Source organism: Phaeobacter sp. 11ANDIMAR09, from assembly GCF_001294455.1.
Classification (GTDB): Bacteria; Pseudomonadota; Alphaproteobacteria; order Rhodobacterales; family Rhodobacteraceae; genus Pseudophaeobacter.
The window spans coordinates 144128-162329 of the sequence record NZ_LIKT01000004.1; the positions used below are offsets into that span (position 1 = coordinate 144128).

Annotated in this window: 21 protein-coding genes; 15 read left to right on the forward strand and 6 right to left on the reverse strand. The window is 58.3% G+C overall.

Annotated features, from left to right (window positions below):
* Window positions 1-47 precede the first annotated feature (47 nt).
* Window positions 48-1010, reverse strand: a complete 963-nt coding sequence (gene mdh / locus AN476_RS04980) for a malate dehydrogenase (protein ID WP_054459878.1) — start codon at window positions 1008-1010, stop codon at window positions 48-50.
* 571 nt (window positions 1011-1581) lie between these two features.
* Window positions 1582-1899 carry a hypothetical protein gene (locus AN476_RS04985; RefSeq protein WP_054459879.1) on the reverse strand — a complete coding sequence of 106 codons (318 nt, stop codon included), beginning with the start codon at window positions 1897-1899 and terminating at the stop codon, window positions 1582-1584.
* A 464-nt stretch (window positions 1900-2363) separates the two neighbouring features.
* Between AN476_RS04985 and AN476_RS04990 the strand changes: the two genes are divergently transcribed.
* The 14 genes from AN476_RS04990 (at window position 2364) to AN476_RS05050 (ending at window position 12615) form a co-directional block, all read left to right on the forward strand.
* Window positions 2364-3218, forward strand: a complete 855-nt coding sequence (locus AN476_RS04990) for a CoA ester lyase (protein ID WP_054459880.1) — start codon at window positions 2364-2366, stop codon at window positions 3216-3218.
* A 34-nt stretch (window positions 3219-3252) separates the two neighbouring features.
* Window positions 3253-3804: an NnrU family protein gene (locus AN476_RS04995; RefSeq protein ID WP_054459881.1), complete on the forward strand. Its 552-nt coding sequence runs from the start codon at window positions 3253-3255 to the stop codon at window positions 3802-3804.
* Between the two features lie 3 nt (window positions 3805-3807).
* Window positions 3808-4011 carry a DUF1737 domain-containing protein gene (locus AN476_RS05000; RefSeq protein ID WP_054459882.1) on the forward strand — a complete coding sequence of 68 codons (204 nt, stop codon included), beginning with the start codon at window positions 3808-3810 and terminating at the stop codon, window positions 4009-4011.
* A complete protein-coding gene (locus AN476_RS05005) occupies window positions 4011-5057 on the forward strand; it encodes a MaoC family dehydratase (RefSeq protein WP_054459883.1) in 1047 nt (348 codons plus the stop codon). The genes AN476_RS05000 and AN476_RS05005 overlap by 1 nt, the downstream gene beginning before the upstream one ends.
* 142 nt (window positions 5058-5199) lie before the next feature.
* Window positions 5200-5943, forward strand: coding sequence for a DUF1194 domain-containing protein (locus AN476_RS05010; RefSeq protein WP_054459884.1), 744 nt, complete (start codon window positions 5200-5202; stop codon window positions 5941-5943).
* Window positions 5944-6096: 153 nt separating this feature from the next.
* Window positions 6097-6480 carry a succinate dehydrogenase, cytochrome b556 subunit gene (gene sdhC / locus AN476_RS05015; RefSeq protein ID WP_054459885.1) on the forward strand — a complete coding sequence of 128 codons (384 nt, stop codon included), beginning with the start codon at window positions 6097-6099 and terminating at the stop codon, window positions 6478-6480.
* Window positions 6481-6490: 10 nt separating this feature from the next.
* A complete protein-coding gene (sdhD, locus tag AN476_RS05020; RefSeq protein ID WP_054459886.1) occupies window positions 6491-6862 on the forward strand; it encodes a succinate dehydrogenase, hydrophobic membrane anchor protein in 372 nt (123 codons plus the stop codon).
* A 12-nt stretch (window positions 6863-6874) separates the two neighbouring features.
* Window positions 6875-8686, forward strand: coding sequence for a succinate dehydrogenase flavoprotein subunit (gene sdhA / locus AN476_RS05025; protein ID WP_054459887.1), 1812 nt, complete (start codon window positions 6875-6877; stop codon window positions 8684-8686).
* Complete coding sequence (locus AN476_RS05030; RefSeq protein WP_054459888.1) at window positions 8686-9012, forward strand: hypothetical protein; 327 nt, start codon at window positions 8686-8688, stop codon at window positions 9010-9012. Before sdhA ends, AN476_RS05030 begins: the two co-directional genes overlap by 1 nt.
* A gap of 124 nt (window positions 9013-9136) precedes the next feature.
* Window positions 9137-10024, forward strand: coding sequence for a hypothetical protein (locus AN476_RS05035; RefSeq protein ID WP_054459889.1), 888 nt, complete (start codon window positions 9137-9139; stop codon window positions 10022-10024).
* Window positions 10025-10177: 153 nt separating this feature from the next.
* Complete coding sequence (locus AN476_RS05040; RefSeq protein ID WP_054459890.1) at window positions 10178-10957, forward strand: succinate dehydrogenase iron-sulfur subunit; 780 nt, start codon at window positions 10178-10180, stop codon at window positions 10955-10957.
* Between the two features lie 210 nt (window positions 10958-11167).
* Complete coding sequence (locus tag AN476_RS22810) at window positions 11168-11332, forward strand: hypothetical protein (protein WP_157063679.1); 165 nt, start codon at window positions 11168-11170, stop codon at window positions 11330-11332.
* Between the two features lie 90 nt (window positions 11333-11422).
* Entirely contained in the window at window positions 11423-11611 is a 189-nt protein-coding gene (locus AN476_RS23050; RefSeq protein WP_054459891.1) for a hypothetical protein, read from the forward strand.
* 146 nt (window positions 11612-11757) lie between these two features.
* Complete coding sequence (locus tag AN476_RS05050; protein ID WP_054459892.1) at window positions 11758-12615, forward strand: DUF1989 domain-containing protein; 858 nt, start codon at window positions 11758-11760, stop codon at window positions 12613-12615.
* Between the two features lie 208 nt (window positions 12616-12823).
* On the opposite strand, the gene deoD is transcribed toward AN476_RS05050, so the two are convergent.
* From deoD to AN476_RS05070, 4 genes are all read right to left on the reverse strand, one after another.
* Window positions 12824-13528 carry a purine-nucleoside phosphorylase gene (deoD, locus tag AN476_RS05055; RefSeq protein WP_054459893.1) on the reverse strand — a complete coding sequence of 235 codons (705 nt, stop codon included), beginning with the start codon at window positions 13526-13528 and terminating at the stop codon, window positions 12824-12826.
* 19 nt (window positions 13529-13547) lie between these two features.
* Entirely contained in the window at window positions 13548-13865 is a 318-nt protein-coding gene (locus AN476_RS05060; RefSeq protein WP_054459894.1) for an H-NS family nucleoid-associated regulatory protein, read from the reverse strand.
* A 132-nt stretch (window positions 13866-13997) separates the two neighbouring features.
* The gene (locus AN476_RS05065) at window positions 13998-15962 is read right to left on the reverse strand and encodes a protein meaA (RefSeq protein WP_054459895.1); all 1965 of its coding nucleotides are present in this window, start codon (window positions 15960-15962) and stop codon (window positions 13998-14000) included.
* Window positions 15963-16172: 210 nt separating this feature from the next.
* Entirely contained in the window at window positions 16173-16505 is a 333-nt protein-coding gene (locus AN476_RS05070; RefSeq protein WP_054459896.1) for a hypothetical protein, read from the reverse strand.
* Between the two features lie 182 nt (window positions 16506-16687).
* Here AN476_RS05070 and AN476_RS05075 point away from each other — a divergent pair, with 182 nt between their 5' ends.
* Window positions 16688-18184 carry a 1-acyl-sn-glycerol-3-phosphate acyltransferase gene (locus tag AN476_RS05075; RefSeq protein ID WP_054459979.1) on the forward strand — a complete coding sequence of 499 codons (1497 nt, stop codon included), beginning with the start codon at window positions 16688-16690 and terminating at the stop codon, window positions 18182-18184.
* Window positions 18185-18202 lie beyond the last annotated feature (18 nt).

An 18202-nucleotide genomic window follows, 5' to 3' on the forward strand; every position in this document is an offset into this window, starting at 1 on the left:
CCGCCGGACTGTCCGGCGGCTTTTGTTGTTTGAGTGGAGGGCGTGGCCTAGGCCAGCGAACCGTCGATGCCTTTGCAGGCGTCAACCAGACCCTGAACCGCCGCAACAGAGGTGTCGAACATTTCCTGCTCTTCTTTGTTGAGCTTGATGTTGACAACTTTTTCAACGCCGCCGGCGCCGATCACGGTGGGAACGCCGACATACATGTCTTTGACGCCAAGGTCGCCGTCACAATAGGCGGCACATGGCAATACGCGTTTCTGGTCTTTCAGATAGGCTTCGGCCATTTCGATCGCCGAGGCGGCAGGTGCATAGAAGGCAGAGCCGGTTTTCAGCAGGCCAACGATTTCGGCGCCGCCATCACGGGTGCGCTGAACCATTGCGTCCAGTTTCTCCTGCGTGGTCCAACCCATGTCGATCAGATCGGGCAGGGGGATACCGGCAACGGTGGAATAACGCACGGATGGCACCATGGTGTCGCCGTGGCCGCCCAGAACAAAGGCGGTGACGTCGCGCATCGAGACGTTGAATTCTTCGGCCAGGAAGTGGCGGAAACGGGCCGAGTCCAGCACGCCAGCCATGCCGCAAACCTTGTTGGTGGGCAGGCCAGAGAATTTCTGCAACGCCCAGACCATCGCGTCCAGCGGGTTGGTGATGCAGATGACAAAGGCGTTTGGCGCGTGGGCGGCAATGCCTTCACCAACGGATTTCATCACTTTCAGGTTGATGCCCAGCAGGTCATCACGGCTCATGCCGGGTTTGCGCGCCACACCTGCGGTGACGATGCAAACATCGGCGCCAGCAATGGCGGCATAATCGCTGGAGCCGGACATGGCTGCGTCGATTTTCTCAACAGGGCCAGATTGGGCGATGTCGAGTGCCTTGCCCTGGGGAAGGCCGTCAGCGATGTCAAACAGAACGACGTCGCCCAGTTCTTTGATTGCTGCGAGGTGAGCGAGCGTGCCGCCGATGTTGCCTGCGCCAATAAGCGCGATCTTGGGTCTGGCCATGGGGATTTCTCTCCGGTCCGGTTGAAATTGGGGGGATGCCTACGCCCTCATGCGCGCCCGCGCAAGGGTTCTGCACTGCGGCATATCGCAGGGCGCTACCGGATTTTGCGTCATCGGAGTTGTGAAAAGGCTTGCAAATAAGGGCCGTGCGGCAATCAATTCTTGTTACACTTGTTTCTATGTTTTTCGCATTTGTGATTGGGAAGGTCGCATTTGCCGGGCTGTCTTGCGCTTTTGGCCCGGTGCTGAGCACTGGCGGCGGCCCTTGGCTGGCTTCGATTCTGATCGAAAATTGGAAGGATGACCAGGGACGGATGCCCTCATGGAGCCTATTCCACGGGCGGGCGGGTTAGACCAGTGTGTTCGTGGAGCCGGAGCGAGGTAAATGGCCGAGAAAATGGAGTGGGGAGTTTGGGCTCTAAGACCTATCTTTACCCGCGTAGGGCAGGCAGGGCTATGAGGCGCAGACCGGGCAAGACTTGCAAGCGAGCTGCCTGGTGCGTGTGCGGCAGGGCGCGCCATCCTGCGCGCCGGGCCGTTTTGTGATTGGCCATTCCGGCCAATGCCTCTCTCAGGCGCCGTTGTCCTGGGTGGGGACGGCTTCGGCCAGGGCTTCAAATGACTGGCCCGAGGCCATGAGGCAGGTCATGCCGGTGGGCATGGTCACTGTGATGGTCCAGCTGCCGCTTTCGGCCGAGGCAAAGGTCTCCATCACCATGCCCTGTTGGCCAATGCCAATGGCCTGGCGGCTTTCGCCGTATTTCGATGCGAGGCGCTCGACAACAACGTCGCGTGGTGCGCAGTTGCGGCCCTGGGCCAATGCGGGAGAGGCAGCCATGAGGCTCGCGGTAAAGCCCAGTACAGACAGGCCAAGTGCAGTTCTAAACATCGTCTTCTCCTTGGGTTTTACCCTATGCGGAACGGCTGACCTGAGAGAGAGCGGTCGCTAGACCTCTCTTTCGAACCCGTCAGATCGGGGCCGGTTTTGGTTGACGTAATGGTTATGCGAGCCTTTGGCCCGATCTTTCCTAAACGGGCTTTTGCCCACGCAGGTGGAGGATCGGTATTTGGCCTTGGCCCCTATAAACTGGGCGATTGAGGCTGACGTGATCCCAGGCCAGATGGCCGCTGCGATAGAAAAATTGTGCCAAGGACACTTTGAAAAAAGGTTAACCCGCCGGGCCAATTGAATCGTAGAAAACGTGCAGGGAAAATATCGTTTTTCATAGGTGCGTTAGCCATGGGTGAGCGCCCTGTCGTGGGGTTCATTCTGCAATGCGGCATGAATGCTCTTGAAAGTTTCACTCCGAATCTATACCCGTTTGCGCAACAAAATAACCTGGAGGCTTCCTGATGGATCCGCGCACTCGCCCTTATCGTTCGGTACTCTATATCCCTGGTTCCAAGCCTCGCGCCCTGGAAAAGGCAAAAACCCTGCCCGTGGATGCGGTGATTTTTGATCTGGAGGATGCGGTATCGGTTGAGGAAAAAGACAATGCGCGCGACACTCTGGCAGCGGCTCTCAAAGAGGGTGGCTATGGTGCGCGGGTCAAGATTGTCCGTATCAACGGTTTTGATACCCCCTGGGGCAAGGCAGATGCCGAAGCCGCTGCTGCGATGGATTGTGACGCCATTCTGCTGCCCAAGGTATCTAGCGCTGCGGATCTGGACGCTTTGGCGGCGATCACCGGTGACAAACCGCTCTGGGCGATGATGGAAACACCGCGCGGTATGTTGAATGCTGCCGAAATCGCGGCGCATCCCAGACTGCAGGGCATGGTGATGGGCACCAATGATCTGGCGAAAGAGCTGCAGACGCGCTTCCGTCCTGACCGCCTGCCGATGATGGCGGGGCTGGGGCTGTGCCTGCTGGCGGCCAAAGCCGAGGGTCTGATCATCGTCGATGGCGTCTACAATGCCTTCAAGGATGACGAAGGGCTGATGATTGAAAGCACTCAGGGCCGAGACATGGGCTTTGATGGCAAGACCCTGATCCACCCAGCGCAGGTCGCGGTTGCCAATGAGGCCTATGCCCCCAGCGCAGAAGAAATCGACCTCGCAGGCCGCCAGATTGCCGCCTTTGAAGAGACCGAGGCCTCCGGTCAGGGCGTTGCAGTGGTGGACGGAAAGATTGTCGAGAACCTGCATGTTGTGACCGCACGGGAAATTCTCGCAAAAGCGGATGCAATCGCTGCGATTTCGGCCTAGGTGTTAACCAAGTTAACATCTATGGGAGACTGACATGACACTTCTGGTCCTAGGCATCCTGCTGTGGTGGGGCGCGCATCTGTTCAAGCGCGTCGCCCCCGGCATCCGTGAACCCCTGGGCGACAAGGGCAAGGGACTCGTCGCCATTGCCCTCGTTGCCAGTATTGTGCTGATGGTGCTGGGCTATCGCTCGGCCGAAAGTTTTGAACTGGGGCTCTACCCGCCCTTTTTCCAGCATATCAACAACCTGCTGGTGCTGATTGCGATCTATTTCATGAGCCCAGGCCCCGCCAAGGGGGCGATCTTTTACAAGATGCGCCACCCGATGCTGACCGGCTTTGGCCTTTGGGCGATTGCCCACCTGCTGGTCAACTGGGACCCGGCCTCCTTTGTGCTGTTTGGCGGTCTGTGGATTTGGTCGATTGTCGAAAAAGTGGTGATCAACAAATCCGAACCCAACTGGACCCCGAACCCCAAGGGCAGCATTGCCAAGGACGCCATGTTCCTGGTGGCTTCTGTTATCTTGATGGGCGTGATTGGCTATATTCACGGGCTGCTTGGTCCCTCACCCTTTCCTGGAGGCTGAGCCATGAAACTTTACCGCTTTTTGAGCGAAGACGACACGTCCGCCTTTTGTCACAAGGTGACCGATGCGCTGAACAAAGGGTGGGAGCTGCATGGCAGCCCTACCCAGACCTTTGATCCTGTCAAAGGCATCATGCGCTGCGGTCAATCTGTGGTGAAGGAGGTGGATGGCACCTACACACCCGAGACAAAACTGGGAGCACATTGATGAGTAAGACCAGCGCGGCAAAGACAAATGCAGGCCGATTTTTTGAAGACTATGCCCTGGGAGATGTGATCACCCATGCGGTGCCCCGCACTGTTTCGGGTGGCGAGCGTGCTCTGTATCACGCGCTCTACCCGGCGCGGCATGCGCTCTATTCTTCGGATGAATTTGCCCGCCGCTCTGGTCTGCCCAAATCGCCACTGGATGATCTGGCGGCCTTCCACATCGTCTTTGGCAAAACCGTTCCTGATGTTTCGCTGAACGCGGTGGCCAACCTTGGCTACGCCGAGGGGCGCTGGCTCCTGCCGGTCTATGAGGGAGATACCCTGCGCTCAACCAGCGAGGTGATCGGGCTCAAACAGAACTCCAACGGCAAAACCGGTGTGGTCTATGTGCGTACTCGCGGTCTGAACCAGCGCGACGAGACGGTGATGGAGTATGTTCGCTGGGTCATGGTGCGCAAAGGTAATCTGGACGCGCCTGCTCCCGAAACCGTGCTGCCGGACCTGGCCAAGGTCATTCCCGCCGATCAGCTGGCGGTTCCTGCGGGGTTGGATTTTTCTGACTACGATTTTGATCTGGCGGGTGAGGCCCACCGTTGGGGCGACTATGAGATTGGCGAGATCATCAACCATGTCGATGGGGTCACGGTGGAAGAGGCCGAGCATATGCTCGCCACCCGTCTGTGGCAGAACACCGCCAAAGTGCATTTCGACAATACCGCCCGCCCGGATGGCACGCGGCTGATTTATGGTGGCCATGTGATCTCAATGGCGCGGGCCCTGTCCTTCAACGGGTTGGCCAATGCGCAGATGATTGTGGGGCTCAACGGTGGCGCCCATGCCAACCCCTGCCTGTCTGGCACCACCATCCGCGCCTGGTCCGAGGTGCTGGACAAGGCCGACACCGATGCCCCCGGCGTTGGTGCGATCCGCCTGCGTCTCGTGGCCACCAAAGGTGGCGAACCCTTTGCGTTGAAAGGCGAGGATGGCAAATACCTGCCCGAGGTCCTGCTGGATCTGGACTATTGGGCCTTGATGCCAAAGTAACGCCCATGGGGCTGAACCAGGTTCTTTAAGCAGGCCAGGCAGACAGCTGCCTGGTCTGTGGTTTTTTCGAAGGTGATCACAGCTCTGTGTTTGTCCTACATCAGGGGTGACGACAGGGCATCTTCTTGCCTAGAGTTTTTGGATGAGGTTCAAAGCCCGACTCTTTGCTGCTGTTTTACTTGCCTTGCCCTTGCCTGGTTGGGCCTGTGATCTGGCGCTGGTGCTGGCGGTGGATGTTTCGGGTTCGGTAGATGCGACTGAATACCGTATCCAGATGGACGGGCTGGCAGCGGGTCTGCGTGACGGGGTGGTGTCTGAGGCCCTGGTAAATGCCCAGGCGCAGGTGACTCTGATCCAATGGTCCGGACGGGCGCGGCAAGAGATTTCCATCCCCTGGACGCCAACCCGAACCTTTGATGAGGTCGAGGCACTGGCGCAAAGGGTCGAAGCGACACCGCGTCCCTGGCGCAATTACTCCACCGCTCTGGGAGAGGCGCTGCTGCTGGGGCTGGAGCAGATTGTCACGGGTCCCAATTGCAAACGCCGGGTCATTGATCTCTCTGGCGACGGGCCCTCAAATGAGGGCGTTGAGCCCGCCACGCTGAAGCCTCTGATGCGCCAGGCCGATGTTACCGTCAATGCCATCGCCATCGAGCAAAGCGAGCCAGAGCTGACAGCCTATTTCTATGAACATGTGATCCGGGGTGAGGGCGCCTTTGTTGAAACCGCGCACAGCTTTCGCGACTATCCCGAAAAGATCCGCCGGAAACTGGTCCGGGAAGTGGCGCAGAAAACCGCAGGCGCGCTGTCGCCTCCAGAGAACAAAGCGGCGGATTTGCAAAAATTTGCACAGGGGAGCGCTGATTCTGCAAAAAATTTCCAATAGGGTGAATTTGTGATCACTTGACTGTAGCCTGTGATCACGATGTCATGGTTTTTTTAAAAACAGGTCAAATAACCGCAGAAATTTACCTCTCGTTTGGGTGACAGCGATGAAAAATCGGATAAAACACCAATAGCTAACTGGAAAGGAGCCAACATGGCCGATGTAAATCGGGGCAATCGCCCGCTTTCGCCACATTTGTCGATCTATCGCCCCCAGATGACTTCGCTGTCTTCGATCCTCACCCGGATCACAGGCAATGCGCTGATCATTTCGGTGATGCTGGTCGTTTGGTGGCTCCTCGCGGCGGCGACTTCGCCCGCCTATTTTGCCACCGCCAATGGGGTGATGACCTCCTGGTTTGGCGATATCGTGCTGACGCTGTCGACGCTTGGCATTTGGTATCACTTCCTTGCCGGGTTGCGGCACCTCTATTTCGATGCGGGCCACGGGCTGGACATCGAAACCGCCGAGAAACTGGGCTGGGGTATGATGATCGGTTCGGTCGTCCTCACCGTTATCACCGTGATCGTGGTTTAAGGAGCACAACATGCGTTATTTGACCGCTCGTAAACGCGCCGTCGGGAAAGGCGCCGCAGGCACCGGCACCGAACATCACTGGTACATGCAGGTAAGCGCCGTGGCGCTGGCCTTTCTGGTTCCGGCCTTCATCTATATCGTTGGATCCGCCATTGGCGGCACGCAGGAAGAGGTTCTGGCCACTTTTGCACGCCCCCTCCCGGCAATCCTGACGGGTCTCACGCTGTTTGCCGGCGTGATGCATTTCAACAAGGGCGCGCAGATGATGATCGAAGACTATGCGCGTGGCTCGATGCGCAAGGCGCTGATCATGTTTGTGATCGGCCTCAGCTATGCGACAATCGCCACCGGGGTTTTTGCCCTGGCCAAGATCGCGCTGTAAGGGACAAGAAATATGGCTGCATACGAATACGAGACGCATGACTATGACGTCGTGGTCGTGGGTGCCGGCGGCGCCGGGCTGCGCGCAACCCTGGGCATGGCCGAACAGGGCCTGCGTACGGCCTGCGTCACCAAGGTTTTCCCGACCCGCTCCCACACGGTTGCGGCGCAGGGCGGTATCGCCGCCTCGCTGAGCAACATGGGCCCCGATAACTGGCAGTGGCATATGTATGACACCGTCAAGGGGTCTGACTGGCTGGGCGATACGGATGCGATGGAATATCTCGCCCGCGAAGCCCCCAAGGCGGTTTACGAGCTGGACCACTATGGCGTGCCGTTTTCGCGCACCGAAGAGGGCAAGATCTATCAGCGTCCCTTTGGCGGCCACACCACCGAATTTGGCGAAGGCCCCGCGGTGCAGCGCACCTGTGCGGCTGCCGACCGGACCGGCCACGCCATTCTGCACACGCTTTATGGTCAGTCGCTGAAGAACAACGCTGAGTTCTATATCGAATATTTCGCCATCGACCTGTTGATGTCCGATGATGGCCAGTGCCAGGGCGTTGTCTGCTGGAAGCTCGACGACGGCACCATGCATGTCTTCAACGCCAAGATGGTGGTGCTGGCGACCGGCGGTTATGGTCGCGCCTATTTCTCGGCCACCTCGGCCCATACCTGCACTGGCGACGGCGGTGGCATGGTGATGCGCGCAGGCCTGCCGATGCAGGATCTTGAGTTCGTCCAGTTCCACCCCACCGGCATCTATGGCTCCGGCTGTCTGATCACCGAAGGCGCGCGCGGCGAAGGCGGCTATCTGACCAACTCTGAAGGCGAACGCTTCATGGAGCGCTATGCGCCCCAGTATAAGGATCTGGCGCCACGCGACTATGTTTCGCGCTCAATGACCATGGAGATCCGCGAAGGCCGTGGTGTTGGCGACGAAGGCGACCATATCCACTTGAACCTCAGCCATCTGCCACCCGAGGCCCTGGCCGAGCGTCTGCCCGGCATTTCCGAAAGCGCCAAGATCTTTGCAGGCGTGGATGTCACCAAAGAGCCGATCCCGGTTCTGCCCACCGTGCACTACAACATGGGCGGTATCCCGACCAACTATTGGGGCGAAGTGCTGAACCCCACCGAAGAGAACCCAACTGCAACCGTACCCGGTCTGATGGCCGTGGGCGAAGCGGGCTGTGCTTCGGTGCATGGGGCCAACCGTCTGGGCTCCAACTCGCTGATTGACTTGGTGGTCTTTGGTCGTGCCTCGGCCATCCGCGCCGGCAAGGTGGTGGACCGCGAGGCGGCCATCCCACAGGCCGATGCGGGCAAGATCGACAAGGCCTTTGAACGCTTTGACGGGCTGCGCTACGCCAAGGGGGCGATCCCGACAGCGGATCTGCGTCTGGAGATGCAAAAGACCATGCAGCGTGACGCTGCTGTGTTCCGCACCGCCAAGACAATGGCCGAAGGTGTCGAGGCCATGACCGAAATCGCCGGCAAGATGGGCGACCTGAAAGTGACGGATCAGTCGCTGGTCTGGAACTCGGATCTGATGGAGACCCTGGAACTCACCAACCTGATGCCTTCGGCCCTGTCGACGATTGTTGGGGCCGAAGCGCGTAAGGAAAGCCGCGGCGCCCATGCGCATGAGGACTTTACCGCGCGCGACGATGAGAACTGGCGTGTGCACACCGTCAGCCGCATCAATGAGAGCGGTACCAAGGTGGATCTGAGCTATCGCCCTGTTGTTGTTGACCCGCTGACCACCGAAGAAGAGGGCGGCATCAGTCTCAAGAAGATCGCGCCAAAGGCCCGGACCTTCTGATGCTGCGAGGGCTGCTGATTGCTGGCACCATGGCTGCGGCTGCTTCGGCGGCCGTAGCAAGCTCGACTGCGTCTTCGGATGCGCAGGCCGCCTTGACGGCCTTCTTTGCGGCGGCCGATGACAGTGAGCCAAGGAAGGTCGACCATGCCATGGCATCCTGCCTGTCCGAACATGCTGGCGGCGGCCAGGTGCGGCGGCTGGTGAAATTCGCGGGTGCCGATGACAAAGAGGCTTTTTTGGCCTTGATGAAGAGGGCATCGGCACGCCGTCCGAAATTGCAGGACTGCCTAGAGCGCGCTGCATTGCGGGCGATGTTCGGCGGGTAAGGCGGAAAAGAAACATGATGAAAGGGCAGGCCGTGGCCGCAATGACGCAGACAGAAACAGGTAGAACGCTGTGCGGGGCGATGACCCGCAGGCGGGCCTGTAGCCTGTGCGGCGGAGGTGCTGCGTGAGCGCTGCCGCTCCTGCTCTTTGTGCTGCCGAATGGCAGGCACTTGGCTTTGAACCCGGCCCGGCGCTGCGTCTCTTTGGCATGCGCCGTTCCGGAAATCATGCGATCACCAATTGGCTGCAGCGCAATGCGCCCACTGGCCGGTCGGTGTTTCTGAACAATTGCACTCCTAAGACGCATCCGTTCAAGACCTTCAAATCGCTGGAGCTTGACGCCGTTCAGGGCCCGCACCGCAAGGCGCAAAAGGATCTGGCGGGTGTTGCCGGGCCTGCAGGTGACGGCGCGATGCTGTTGATCTCTTATGAGGACAGCTCGCCTGCGGAGTTCAGCGGCGATAAACGCCTCTCTGGCCCCTTTGATGATACCCTGTTGACCGCCAACCTGGTCGCCTATCGCAGTTTTCTCAACTGGTCGGCGTCTTTGTTGAAGAAGATGCAGCCGAACGAGGGCTACAGCCTGTCGCGCCGTACGTCGATCCTGTTGCGGGCTTTTGATACCTATACCCGGATCCTGGCGCTGGTGACGCGGGCACAAGAGCTGGGTCTGACCTGCATTCTCTATGATCGCTGGGTCACGGATGCTGAGTACCGGGCGTCCATACTGGCAGAGCTGGGTCTGCCGCTGCGCGACAATACTCTGGGCGAGGTGCAGCGCTATGGCGGTGGCTCATCGTTTCAGAAACAGGCCACCTCGGTCGAGGAGTTGCAGACCGATCAGCGCGGCCAACAGATGTTGGGGGATCCTGAATATCAGGCGGTTTTGCATCTGGCGGCGCGCGATCAGACCCTGATGGCCGCGCTTGACGCGCTGTTTCCAAAAGATGCGGCCTACCTGCGCTCTGTCGCGACCCAGGTCCCTATGCCATCTCAAGGGGGGGCTTCATGATCCTGCTCTGCCTCCCTCGTCAAAACTCTACCTCATTTGAGGCCAACCCTCATGTTCGGACGGGCTATGTCGCCCTGCCGTTCCACTCGATCTCTTGTCGTGCCGGGGCTTTGGCCCTTGGTCCGTCAGGTAGTTAAGCAAGGAGAACGATCTATGGTCGAATTCGCACTTCCGAAAAATTCCAAGATCACCACGGGAAAGACGTGGCCCAAGCCCGAAGGCGCAACCAATGTGCGCAAGTTCAAGATCTATCGCTGGAACCCGGACGACGGCAAGAACCCGCAGGTGGACACCTATTTCCTGGATATGGACAAATGTGGTCCGATGATCCTGGACGCGCTGATCAAGATCAAAAACGAGATCGACCCGACACTGACCTTCCGCCGATCCTGCCGCGAAGGGATCTGTGGTTCCTGTGCGATGAATGTCGACGGGATCAACACTCTGGCCTGTATCTACGGGTTGGATGAGATCAAGGGCGACGTGAAGATCTACCCGCTGCCACATATGCCAGTGGTCAAGGATCTCATTCCTGACCTCACACATTTCTACGCCCAGCATGCGTCGATCATGCCCTGGCTGGAGACCAAGACCAACGCTCCCGCAAAAGAGTGGCGTCAGTCCATTGAGGACCGCAAAAAGCTCGACGGTCTCTATGAATGCGTAATGTGCGCCAGCTGCTCGACCTCGTGCCCGAGCTACTGGTGGAATGGCGACAAGTATCTTGGGCCAGCTGCCTTGCTGCACGCCTACCGCTGGATCATCGACAGCCGTGATGAGGCAACGCCAGAGCGTCTGGACCAGCTGGAAGACCCCTTCAAGCTGTACCGCTGCCACACCATCATGAACTGCACCAAGACCTGCCCCAAGGGTCTGAACCCAGCCGAAGCGATCGCCCATATCAAACATATGATGGTTGATCGCGCCGTCTGATCTGGTCAGCCTCCTCTGGTAGAGGACAAGCTATATCGCCCCCGGACAGGAGACTGTCCGGGTGTTTTTGTTTGCACCTGAGGGACAGGACTGGCCTGTGATCTGCGTTAAATGCATGTCGAGACTGCGTTTTTAGGCGGTGTCCATAGATACGGAAACTCCTATGTTCCGGATCAGGGAGAGGTTTCAAACCGATCAGGACATGCGACAATGAAGACCGTAGAATTTCTGCCCAACACAGCCGCTGAAGCCAAAGCCAAACAGGCGCTGCAGGATCTGGACCAGGCCTGGGCCTATTACAGCCCAGAGGCACTGACCCAGAGCAATGACAATCGTCCGACAGAGGGTTTTGTGCCCTATTACGACGCCGCCTGATGAGAGGCTGCGCCGCTCAGAGACCTCCGACCTCCCTCGGTTCGGAGGTTTTTGTTTGAGCTGTGGCATGTCAGGCGCTACAGGGCAGGCATGCCTATTCTCTTGTTGCTGCTGCTCACCGGCGTTTTTGCCTATTTCATCTACCGTCGCAAAACGACGACCCTGACGCGGGACTGTCGCTGGCGACAGGAGCGGAGTCAGAACCGTTGGCGCTGCAGCAGTTGCGATGCCATGCAGACAGGCAGCCCCGAGCCGCGCCATTGTCTGCGCGGGAACTAGCCAGCAGACCCGCAGCCAAGCCCGCGCCGGGTCACTGCGGGCCACTGACAAGGACGTGAGCCGGTAGGGGCGAAGCTGGGGCATATCGGGCTTGCCTTGGTTCCGGGAAAAAGGCCTAGATGGGCCAAACAATGGAAGGTTCATTCATGGCTCACTCATCCCATCAGGTGCCAGCCGATGCGGCGGCACGCCGCGCTGTCAGGCCAGTGATCTGCTATCCCAACTCGACCCTGCCGGTGCCGGATCTTGCCCTGTACCGCGCGGCGCGGGAAGGGGCGACAAAGACAGGTGAGGTCTTGGCCGCGGCGCGGGATGCTGCTTGCTTTGAGGTGCCCGCCGGGCATTTCTTTCGCATCACCTCGGTTGAGGGGCCGCAGGTGGGGGATTTGAATCTGTGGAACCGGGATGACCTGTCCGAGCGGTTTTATTCAGGTAAGACCCGCGCCCTGCATGGCACCCATATCACCACCGGCGAGCGGATGTGGACCAGCTTTCCGGCGATGCGCCCTATGGCGACGATCATTGAGGACAGTCTGGCTTGGTACGGGATGGATGAGTTTGGCGGCTCGGTACATGATGTCATTGGCACCCGTTGTGACCCCTATACGGGCAATCTACTGGCGGGCAGCCAATACCATCACTGCTGCCACTCAAATCTGACACGCGCCTTGGCTGACCATCTGGGCATCAGCCTGGCAGAGGCGGAACCCCATGTGCATGACGTGCTCAACGTCTTTATGTGCACCGGGTTTACCCGCGACACCGGGCAGTATTTTATGAAGCAAAGCCCGGTACGCCCCGGGGACTATCTTGAGTTCTTTGCTGAAATCTCCCTGCTTGGGGCTCTGAGCGCCTGTCCGGGGGGGGATTGCTCATCTGAACACTCCAGCGATACTGCGGCCTGTTATCCGCTGCTGGTGGAGACCTTTGCCCCTTCTGAGGCGGCGCTGGAGGCATGGCAAAGCCCGCAGCTCAATGGCTATGATCAAAGTCACGGGCGCTAACCTGAAAAAGAGGGGGAGGGCTCCCGCGCGGGGCAGTCGCATCACAGATGCGCCAGCCCCCCTTGGGCCCCGCAGCGCGCCGCCAAGGCGGCGCGCTGCGGTTGTGCCAAACGCAGGGGGCAGCGATAACCGACGGGCCCCACAAAAAAGAGCGGCCCCTTGGCCGCTCTTGTAGTCTCAGTTTCTGCTGGATCGGGGCTTGACGGAGTTAGGCAAAGGCCGCTTCCAGAGCGATTTCGACCATATCACCAAAGCTGCGCTCGCGCTGCTCTGAGGGCAAGGCTTCGCCAGTGACCAGATGATCTGAGACCGTGAGAACGGCAAGAGCCCGGCACTGATAGCGCGCCGCCAGGGTATAGAGTTCAGCGGCCTCCATTTCGACGCCAAGAATGCCGTGGCGCACCATCTGCTCATTCAGATCGGGACGTTCGTCATAAAAGGTGTCGGAGGAGTAGATGCCACCCACATGGAGGCCGACATCCCGTGTTTCCGCCGCCTGGGCCGCCGCCTGCAAAAGTGACCAATCCGCTGAGGGGGCAAAATTCAGCTCTTTGAAAATGCTATGGGACGGAGAGCCAACAGTGGTTGCCGTCATAGCCAGAATGACATCCCGCAGTTTGACCTGCGGCTGCATGCCGCCACAAGACCCAATTCGGATCAGTGTTTTTGCGCCAAAATCACGGATTAGTTCATTGGCATAAATGGAAAGGGAGGGCATTCCCATGCCGCTCCCCTGAATTGTCACCCGATGACCATTCCAGTTGCCGGTATAGCCCAGCATTCCACGCACTTCATTTACCAGCCGGGCATCCTGAAGAAAGTTTTCCGCCGCCCATTTGGCCCGATAGGGATCCCCTGGCATTAGAACAGTTTCTGCAATATCGCCTTTTTCAGCGCCGATATGAATGGTCATTTTTTCTCCAATTCCGGAATCAGATTTCCAGGTCAGAGATATCCATACCAGAGGTGATCGCAGAATGCACCCAATGCGGCTTGCGGCCGCGACCGCTCCAAGTTTCCTCTGGGTTGTGTGGGTTGCGGTACTTTGCGGCGGCTTTTTGCTTCTTACTCCCGGCCTTTGCCGGGCCTGCGATTTCATCCAGAGAGAAACCAAATTTAGCTGCGGCTTCTTCGGCAGCTTTAATGGCTTCTCTGCGTTCGCGCTGTTCAGCTTCTTTCAGGGCGTCGTCAATCCCGGCTTTTAGTTCCAAAAGCTCTTTGCGGGACATTTCTGAAAGATTAAAGCTCATATTGATACTCCGAGTTGAGATATTGCACACCAATTGTTGCGTTATGGGTCTTAATGCCAAAATGAATTATAAATTCCAGCCCAATATTAGGAAATATTGGAAGATTTTGGCAAAAAGAAACCTTTGAACAATCTAGGATGGGTGTGAGAGCTGAATAATGTCCGCCATGATTGCGTTTAGTTCAAAGTCTTTGGGGGTATAGACGCGGGCGACGCCCATTTGGGTCAGTTTCTCGGCGTCTTCATCCGGGATGATGCCGCCAACCACAACGGGAATATGACCCAGGTCGGCCTGCTGCATACGTTGCATCAAATCCTCGACCAGGGGGAGGTGGCTGCCCGAAAGAATGGACAGTCCAACAACATGTGCGCCATCGTCCTGTGCCTGGCTGACCAGCTCCTCGGGGGTCATGCGGATGCCATCATAGGTGATGTCCATGCCGCAATCACGGGCCCGAAAGGCAATTTGTTCTGCGCCGTTTGAATGGCCATCAAGACCTGGTTTGCCGACCACAAATTTCAACCGACGGCCGAGTTGATCTGAGACCGCATTGACGGCTTCGCGCAGGTCGTCCAGGCCTTCGGTCTTGTTTGACGGAGATTCGGAAACCCCGGTTGGGCCGCGATAGGTGCCATGCACCTTCCGCATTTCTTCGGCCCATTCGCCGGTGGTGACCCCAGCCTTGGCAGCCTTGATCGATGGCACCATGATATTGCTGCCATCGCGGGCGGCAGCGCGCAGCTCGGCCAGAGCCGTGGTCACGGCGTCAGCGTCACGCGCTGCACGCCAGGCATTGAGGCGGGAGATCTGTTCCTGCTCGACAGCCGGGTCAACCACCATGATGCCGCCGTCTTCGGTCTGCAGCGGCGAGGCTTCGCCTTCGGTCCAACGGTTCACACCCACCACTACGGTCTCATTGCGTTCGATCCGGTTCAAACGGTCGGCATTGGAATCCACAAGGCGGGATTTCATGTATTCAATGGAGGCAACAGCGCCGCCCATGGATTGCAGGTTGGCCAGCTCGGCGCGGGCGCCCTGTTTCAGAGCTTCAACCTTTTTGTCGACAGCCGGGTTGCCCTCAAACAGGTCTTCATATTCCAACAGATCCGTTTCATAGGCGAGGATCTGTTGCATCCGCATCGACCACTGCTGGTCCCAGGGCCGGGGCAGGCCGAGGGCTTCGTTCCAGGCGGGCAGCTGCACCGCGCGGGCGCGGGCCTTTTTCGACAGGGTCACGGCCAGCATTTCGATCAGGATACGGTAGACATTGTTTTCCGGCTGCTGCTCGGTCAGCCCCAGCGAGTTGACCTGCACGCCATAGCGGAAACGGCGGAACTTGGGGTCCTCGACGCCGTAGCGGTCGCGGCAGATCTCGTCCCAGAGATCAACAAAGGCGCGCATCTTGCACATCTCAGTCACAAATCGGATGCCGGCATTCACAAAGAAGGAAATCCGGCCAACCAGAGCAGGGAAATCCTCGGGCGCGATGCGGGGTTGCAACTCATCCAGAACCGCCTGGGCCGTGGCCAGAGCAAAGGCCAGCTCCTGCTCCGGTGTCGCGCCGGCCTCTTGCAGGTGGTAGGAGCAGACATTCATCGGGTTCCACTTCGGCACATTAGTATAGCAGAACTCGGCCACGTCGGCGATCATCTTGAGGCTGGGCTTGGGCGGGCAAATATAGGTGCCGCGGCTCAGATATTCCTTGATCAGATCGTTCTGCACAGTGCCCTGCAGCTTGGAGACATCGGCGCCTTGCTCTTCGGCGGCAGCAATGTACAGCGACAACAACCAGGGCGCCGTGGCGTTGATGGTCATCGAGGTGTTCATCTGCTCCAGCGGGATCTGATCGAACAGGCTGCGCATATCGCCCAGATGACAGACGGGCACACCAACCTTGCCGACTTCACCGCGGGCCAGCACATGGTCGCTGTCATAGCCAGTTTGGGTGGGCAGATCAAAAGCCACCGACAGACCGGTCTGTCCCTTGGCAAGATTGGAGCGGTACAGGGCATTGGAGGCTTCAGCAGTGGAGTGGCCGGCATAGGTCCGTATCAGCCAGGGACGATCAGTTTTGCGGTCATTCTGCATCTGCGACATGGTGAGCCTCGCGTTGTGGGGTCGGTAATTATATTTCGTCGAAGAGATCTAGACCGAAATTTTCGACCCTTGTCAATTCGCTGCGTTGCGGCAATTCGCTCAAAAACGGAAAAAGCACGCCTTTGCGTAGCAAAGACGTGCCTATGAAACTCTATGAGTCAAACCCGATCAGCCGGGACTGCAAGATTGTCAATCAGGTCGGTTGCCTGGTTAGTGATAGGTATAGGTGCCGATCTTGCAGACGTTGATATCGTTTGCCACCAGCACGTCATCGTCGTCAAACACCGCTTTGAAATCGAATTTACAATAACCTGTGCCATCATCAAAATCGATGCGGACACGCTGGCCTGGACGCAGAACATCACGGCCCAGAATATCTTCTTCCCAAGAATCCGTGCCTTTGTTAGAGCCATAAAACCGCACGATTGTGAAATTTGTATCGTTAATAATTGTGACCCGGCGGTCCAGGGCTGCGGCGGGCATGGCCATGGTAGAGGCTACAATTGCAGCCAATGCGGTCTTGAAAATGGTTCTTCGTTTCATAACGTAACTTCCCTTTATTGTCCTAGAAGAGGGCTCCCAGCGGTTCTCAATGGTCCGGAACTAGGGGAAGCCTATCACAATATAGTGACTTTTCAGCATGAAATTCGGAGATTTTTCAAGACTGCTCTAGGTTTAGGTGTCGATTTCTTTTCTCGCCGCCGGGATTGCTGTAGGTAATGGCAATGACACGTAGTGTGGAGCTTCCGCTTTGGCTGTTGGTGCTGATCCTGCTTTTTGCAGCGGTCACCTTTGCCTCGCATTTTCTGTTCCCATCTGTGCGCTGGTTTTTCCGTCGCAGATTTGAGCGCGCGGTGGCGCGGCTGAACCTGCGGTTGGAGCGCCCTATTGAGCCCTTCAAATTGACCAGACGCTACGACATGATTCAGCGCCTGATTTATGATCCAGAGGTGGCGCGGGCGATCGCGCGCCATGCCGCGGATGAGGGCATTCCGGACAACGTCGCCTTTGAACAGGCCCGGCGCTATGCCCGCGAAATCGTGCCGAGCTTCTCGGCCTTTGCCTATTTTGGCTTTGCCATTCGTGCGGCGCGCTGGCTGTCAAATGCCATCTATCGTGTGCGCCTTGGCTATCAGGACGAGGCCGCGCTGCGCCAGCTAGATCCCAATGCGACGTTGGTCTTTGTAATGAATCACCGCTCCAATATGGACTATGTACTGGTGACTTATCTGGCGGCGCGCCGTTCTGCGCTGTCCTATGCAGTGGGGGAATGGGCCCGGGTTTGGCCGCTGTCTCGGCTGATCCGCGCCATGGGTGCCTATTTTATCCGGCGCAAATCCCGCAATGATCTCTATCGTCGGGTGCTTGCCGCCTATATGCGGCTGGCGACCCAGGGTGGGGCAACACAAGCCATGTTCCCCGAAGGCGGGCTGAGTCTGGACGGGGCCCTGGCAGAGCCGAAACTGGGGCTGTTGAAATACATCGTCGAGGCTTGGAAGGCCGATGCTGCAGAACCGCAGGGGCGTGATGTCGTTTTTGTTCCGGTGGCCCTGAATTATGACTGGGTTCTGGAAGACAGGATTCTGACCTCTGCAGCCCGCGCTGGCGAACGTCGCTTCAAAGCCCGAATCGGTGTGATCATGGCACGGATTTTACGCCAGTTCTGGCTGTGGCTTACGCGCCGCTATCACAGGTTTGGCTATGCCGCGGTGAATTTTGGACAACCCTTGAGCCTGCGCCGTTTTGCGGCTGAGCACGAAAGAAGTGGCAAGCCGCCGTTGCCGGGAGAGGGGCCGCCAGCGGCGGAGGTTTTGACCGATCTGACAACCGATCTGGCCGCAGATCTGCTGCAGCGGATTGGGGCGGCTGTGCCGGTGCTGCCGGTGCCGCTGGCGGCCTGGCTGTTGTTACGCCACGGCGCCATGCGGATTGAGACGCTGGAGCATCACATGATGGAGATGCAAAAGCAGGTGACGCCAGTTGTGGTGCATCATCACAGTGCCAGCCTGCGCACGGCTGCAGAAGAGGCTGAACGGATTCTGCTGAAGCGCGGTATGGTGCAACGTCACAACGACCTGCTGGTCCCGCAACGCAGTAAACAGGATCTGCTGCAGTTCTATGCAAACTCCATAGCTCACCTGATTCCACAGGGGCCTTTGGGCCTGGGTCAGGCCGAGAATGCTGCAGGTGCATTGAAGAATTCTGCAGCCGCAAGGTCATAAAATTACAAAATGCCCCCG

Bases quoted from the DNA above. Each gene is read 5' to 3' on its own strand.
- AN476_RS04990 (WP_054459880.1), top strand. From the start codon at position 2,364: ATGGATCCGCGCACTCGCCCTTATCGTTCGGTACTCTATATCCCTGGT.
- AN476_RS05000 (WP_054459882.1), top strand. From the start codon at position 3,808: ATGAAACTTTACCGCTTTTTGAGCGAAGACGACACGTCCGCCTTTTGT.
- AN476_RS05005 (WP_054459883.1), top strand. From the start codon at position 4,011: ATGAGTAAGACCAGCGCGGCAAAGACAAATGCAGGCCGATTTTTTGAA.
- AN476_RS04995 (WP_054459881.1), top strand. From the start codon at position 3,253: ATGACACTTCTGGTCCTAGGCATCCTGCTGTGGTGGGGCGCGCATCTG.
- AN476_RS04985 (WP_054459879.1), bottom strand. From the start codon at position 1,899: ATGTTTAGAACTGCACTTGGCCTGTCTGTACTGGGCTTTACCGCGAGC.
- AN476_RS05040 (WP_054459890.1), top strand. From the start codon at position 10,178: ATGGTCGAATTCGCACTTCCGAAAAATTCCAAGATCACCACGGGAAAG.
- AN476_RS23050 (WP_054459891.1), top strand. From the start codon at position 11,423: ATGCCTATTCTCTTGTTGCTGCTGCTCACCGGCGTTTTTGCCTATTTC.
- AN476_RS05010 (WP_054459884.1), top strand. From the start codon at position 5,200: ATGAGGTTCAAAGCCCGACTCTTTGCTGCTGTTTTACTTGCCTTGCCC.
- mdh (WP_054459878.1), bottom strand. From the start codon at position 1,010: ATGGCCAGACCCAAGATCGCGCTTATTGGCGCAGGCAACATCGGCGGC.
- AN476_RS05060 (WP_054459894.1), bottom strand. From the start codon at position 13,865: ATGAGCTTTAATCTTTCAGAAATGTCCCGCAAAGAGCTTTTGGAACTA.
- AN476_RS05030 (WP_054459888.1), top strand. From the start codon at position 8,686: ATGCTGCGAGGGCTGCTGATTGCTGGCACCATGGCTGCGGCTGCTTCG.
- AN476_RS05075 (WP_054459979.1), top strand. From the start codon at position 16,688: ATGACACGTAGTGTGGAGCTTCCGCTTTGGCTGTTGGTGCTGATCCTG.
- sdhC (WP_054459885.1), top strand. From the start codon at position 6,097: ATGGCCGATGTAAATCGGGGCAATCGCCCGCTTTCGCCACATTTGTCG.
- deoD (WP_054459893.1), bottom strand. From the start codon at position 13,528: ATGACCATTCATATCGGCGCTGAAAAAGGCGATATTGCAGAAACTGTT.
- sdhA (WP_054459887.1), top strand. From the start codon at position 6,875: ATGGCTGCATACGAATACGAGACGCATGACTATGACGTCGTGGTCGTG.
- sdhD (WP_054459886.1), top strand. From the start codon at position 6,491: ATGCGTTATTTGACCGCTCGTAAACGCGCCGTCGGGAAAGGCGCCGCA.
- AN476_RS05065 (WP_054459895.1), bottom strand. From the start codon at position 15,962: ATGTCGCAGATGCAGAATGACCGCAAAACTGATCGTCCCTGGCTGATA.
- AN476_RS05070 (WP_054459896.1), bottom strand. From the start codon at position 16,505: ATGAAACGAAGAACCATTTTCAAGACCGCATTGGCTGCAATTGTAGCC.
- AN476_RS22810 (WP_157063679.1), top strand. From the start codon at position 11,168: ATGAAGACCGTAGAATTTCTGCCCAACACAGCCGCTGAAGCCAAAGCC.
- AN476_RS05050 (WP_054459892.1), top strand. From the start codon at position 11,758: ATGGCTCACTCATCCCATCAGGTGCCAGCCGATGCGGCGGCACGCCGC.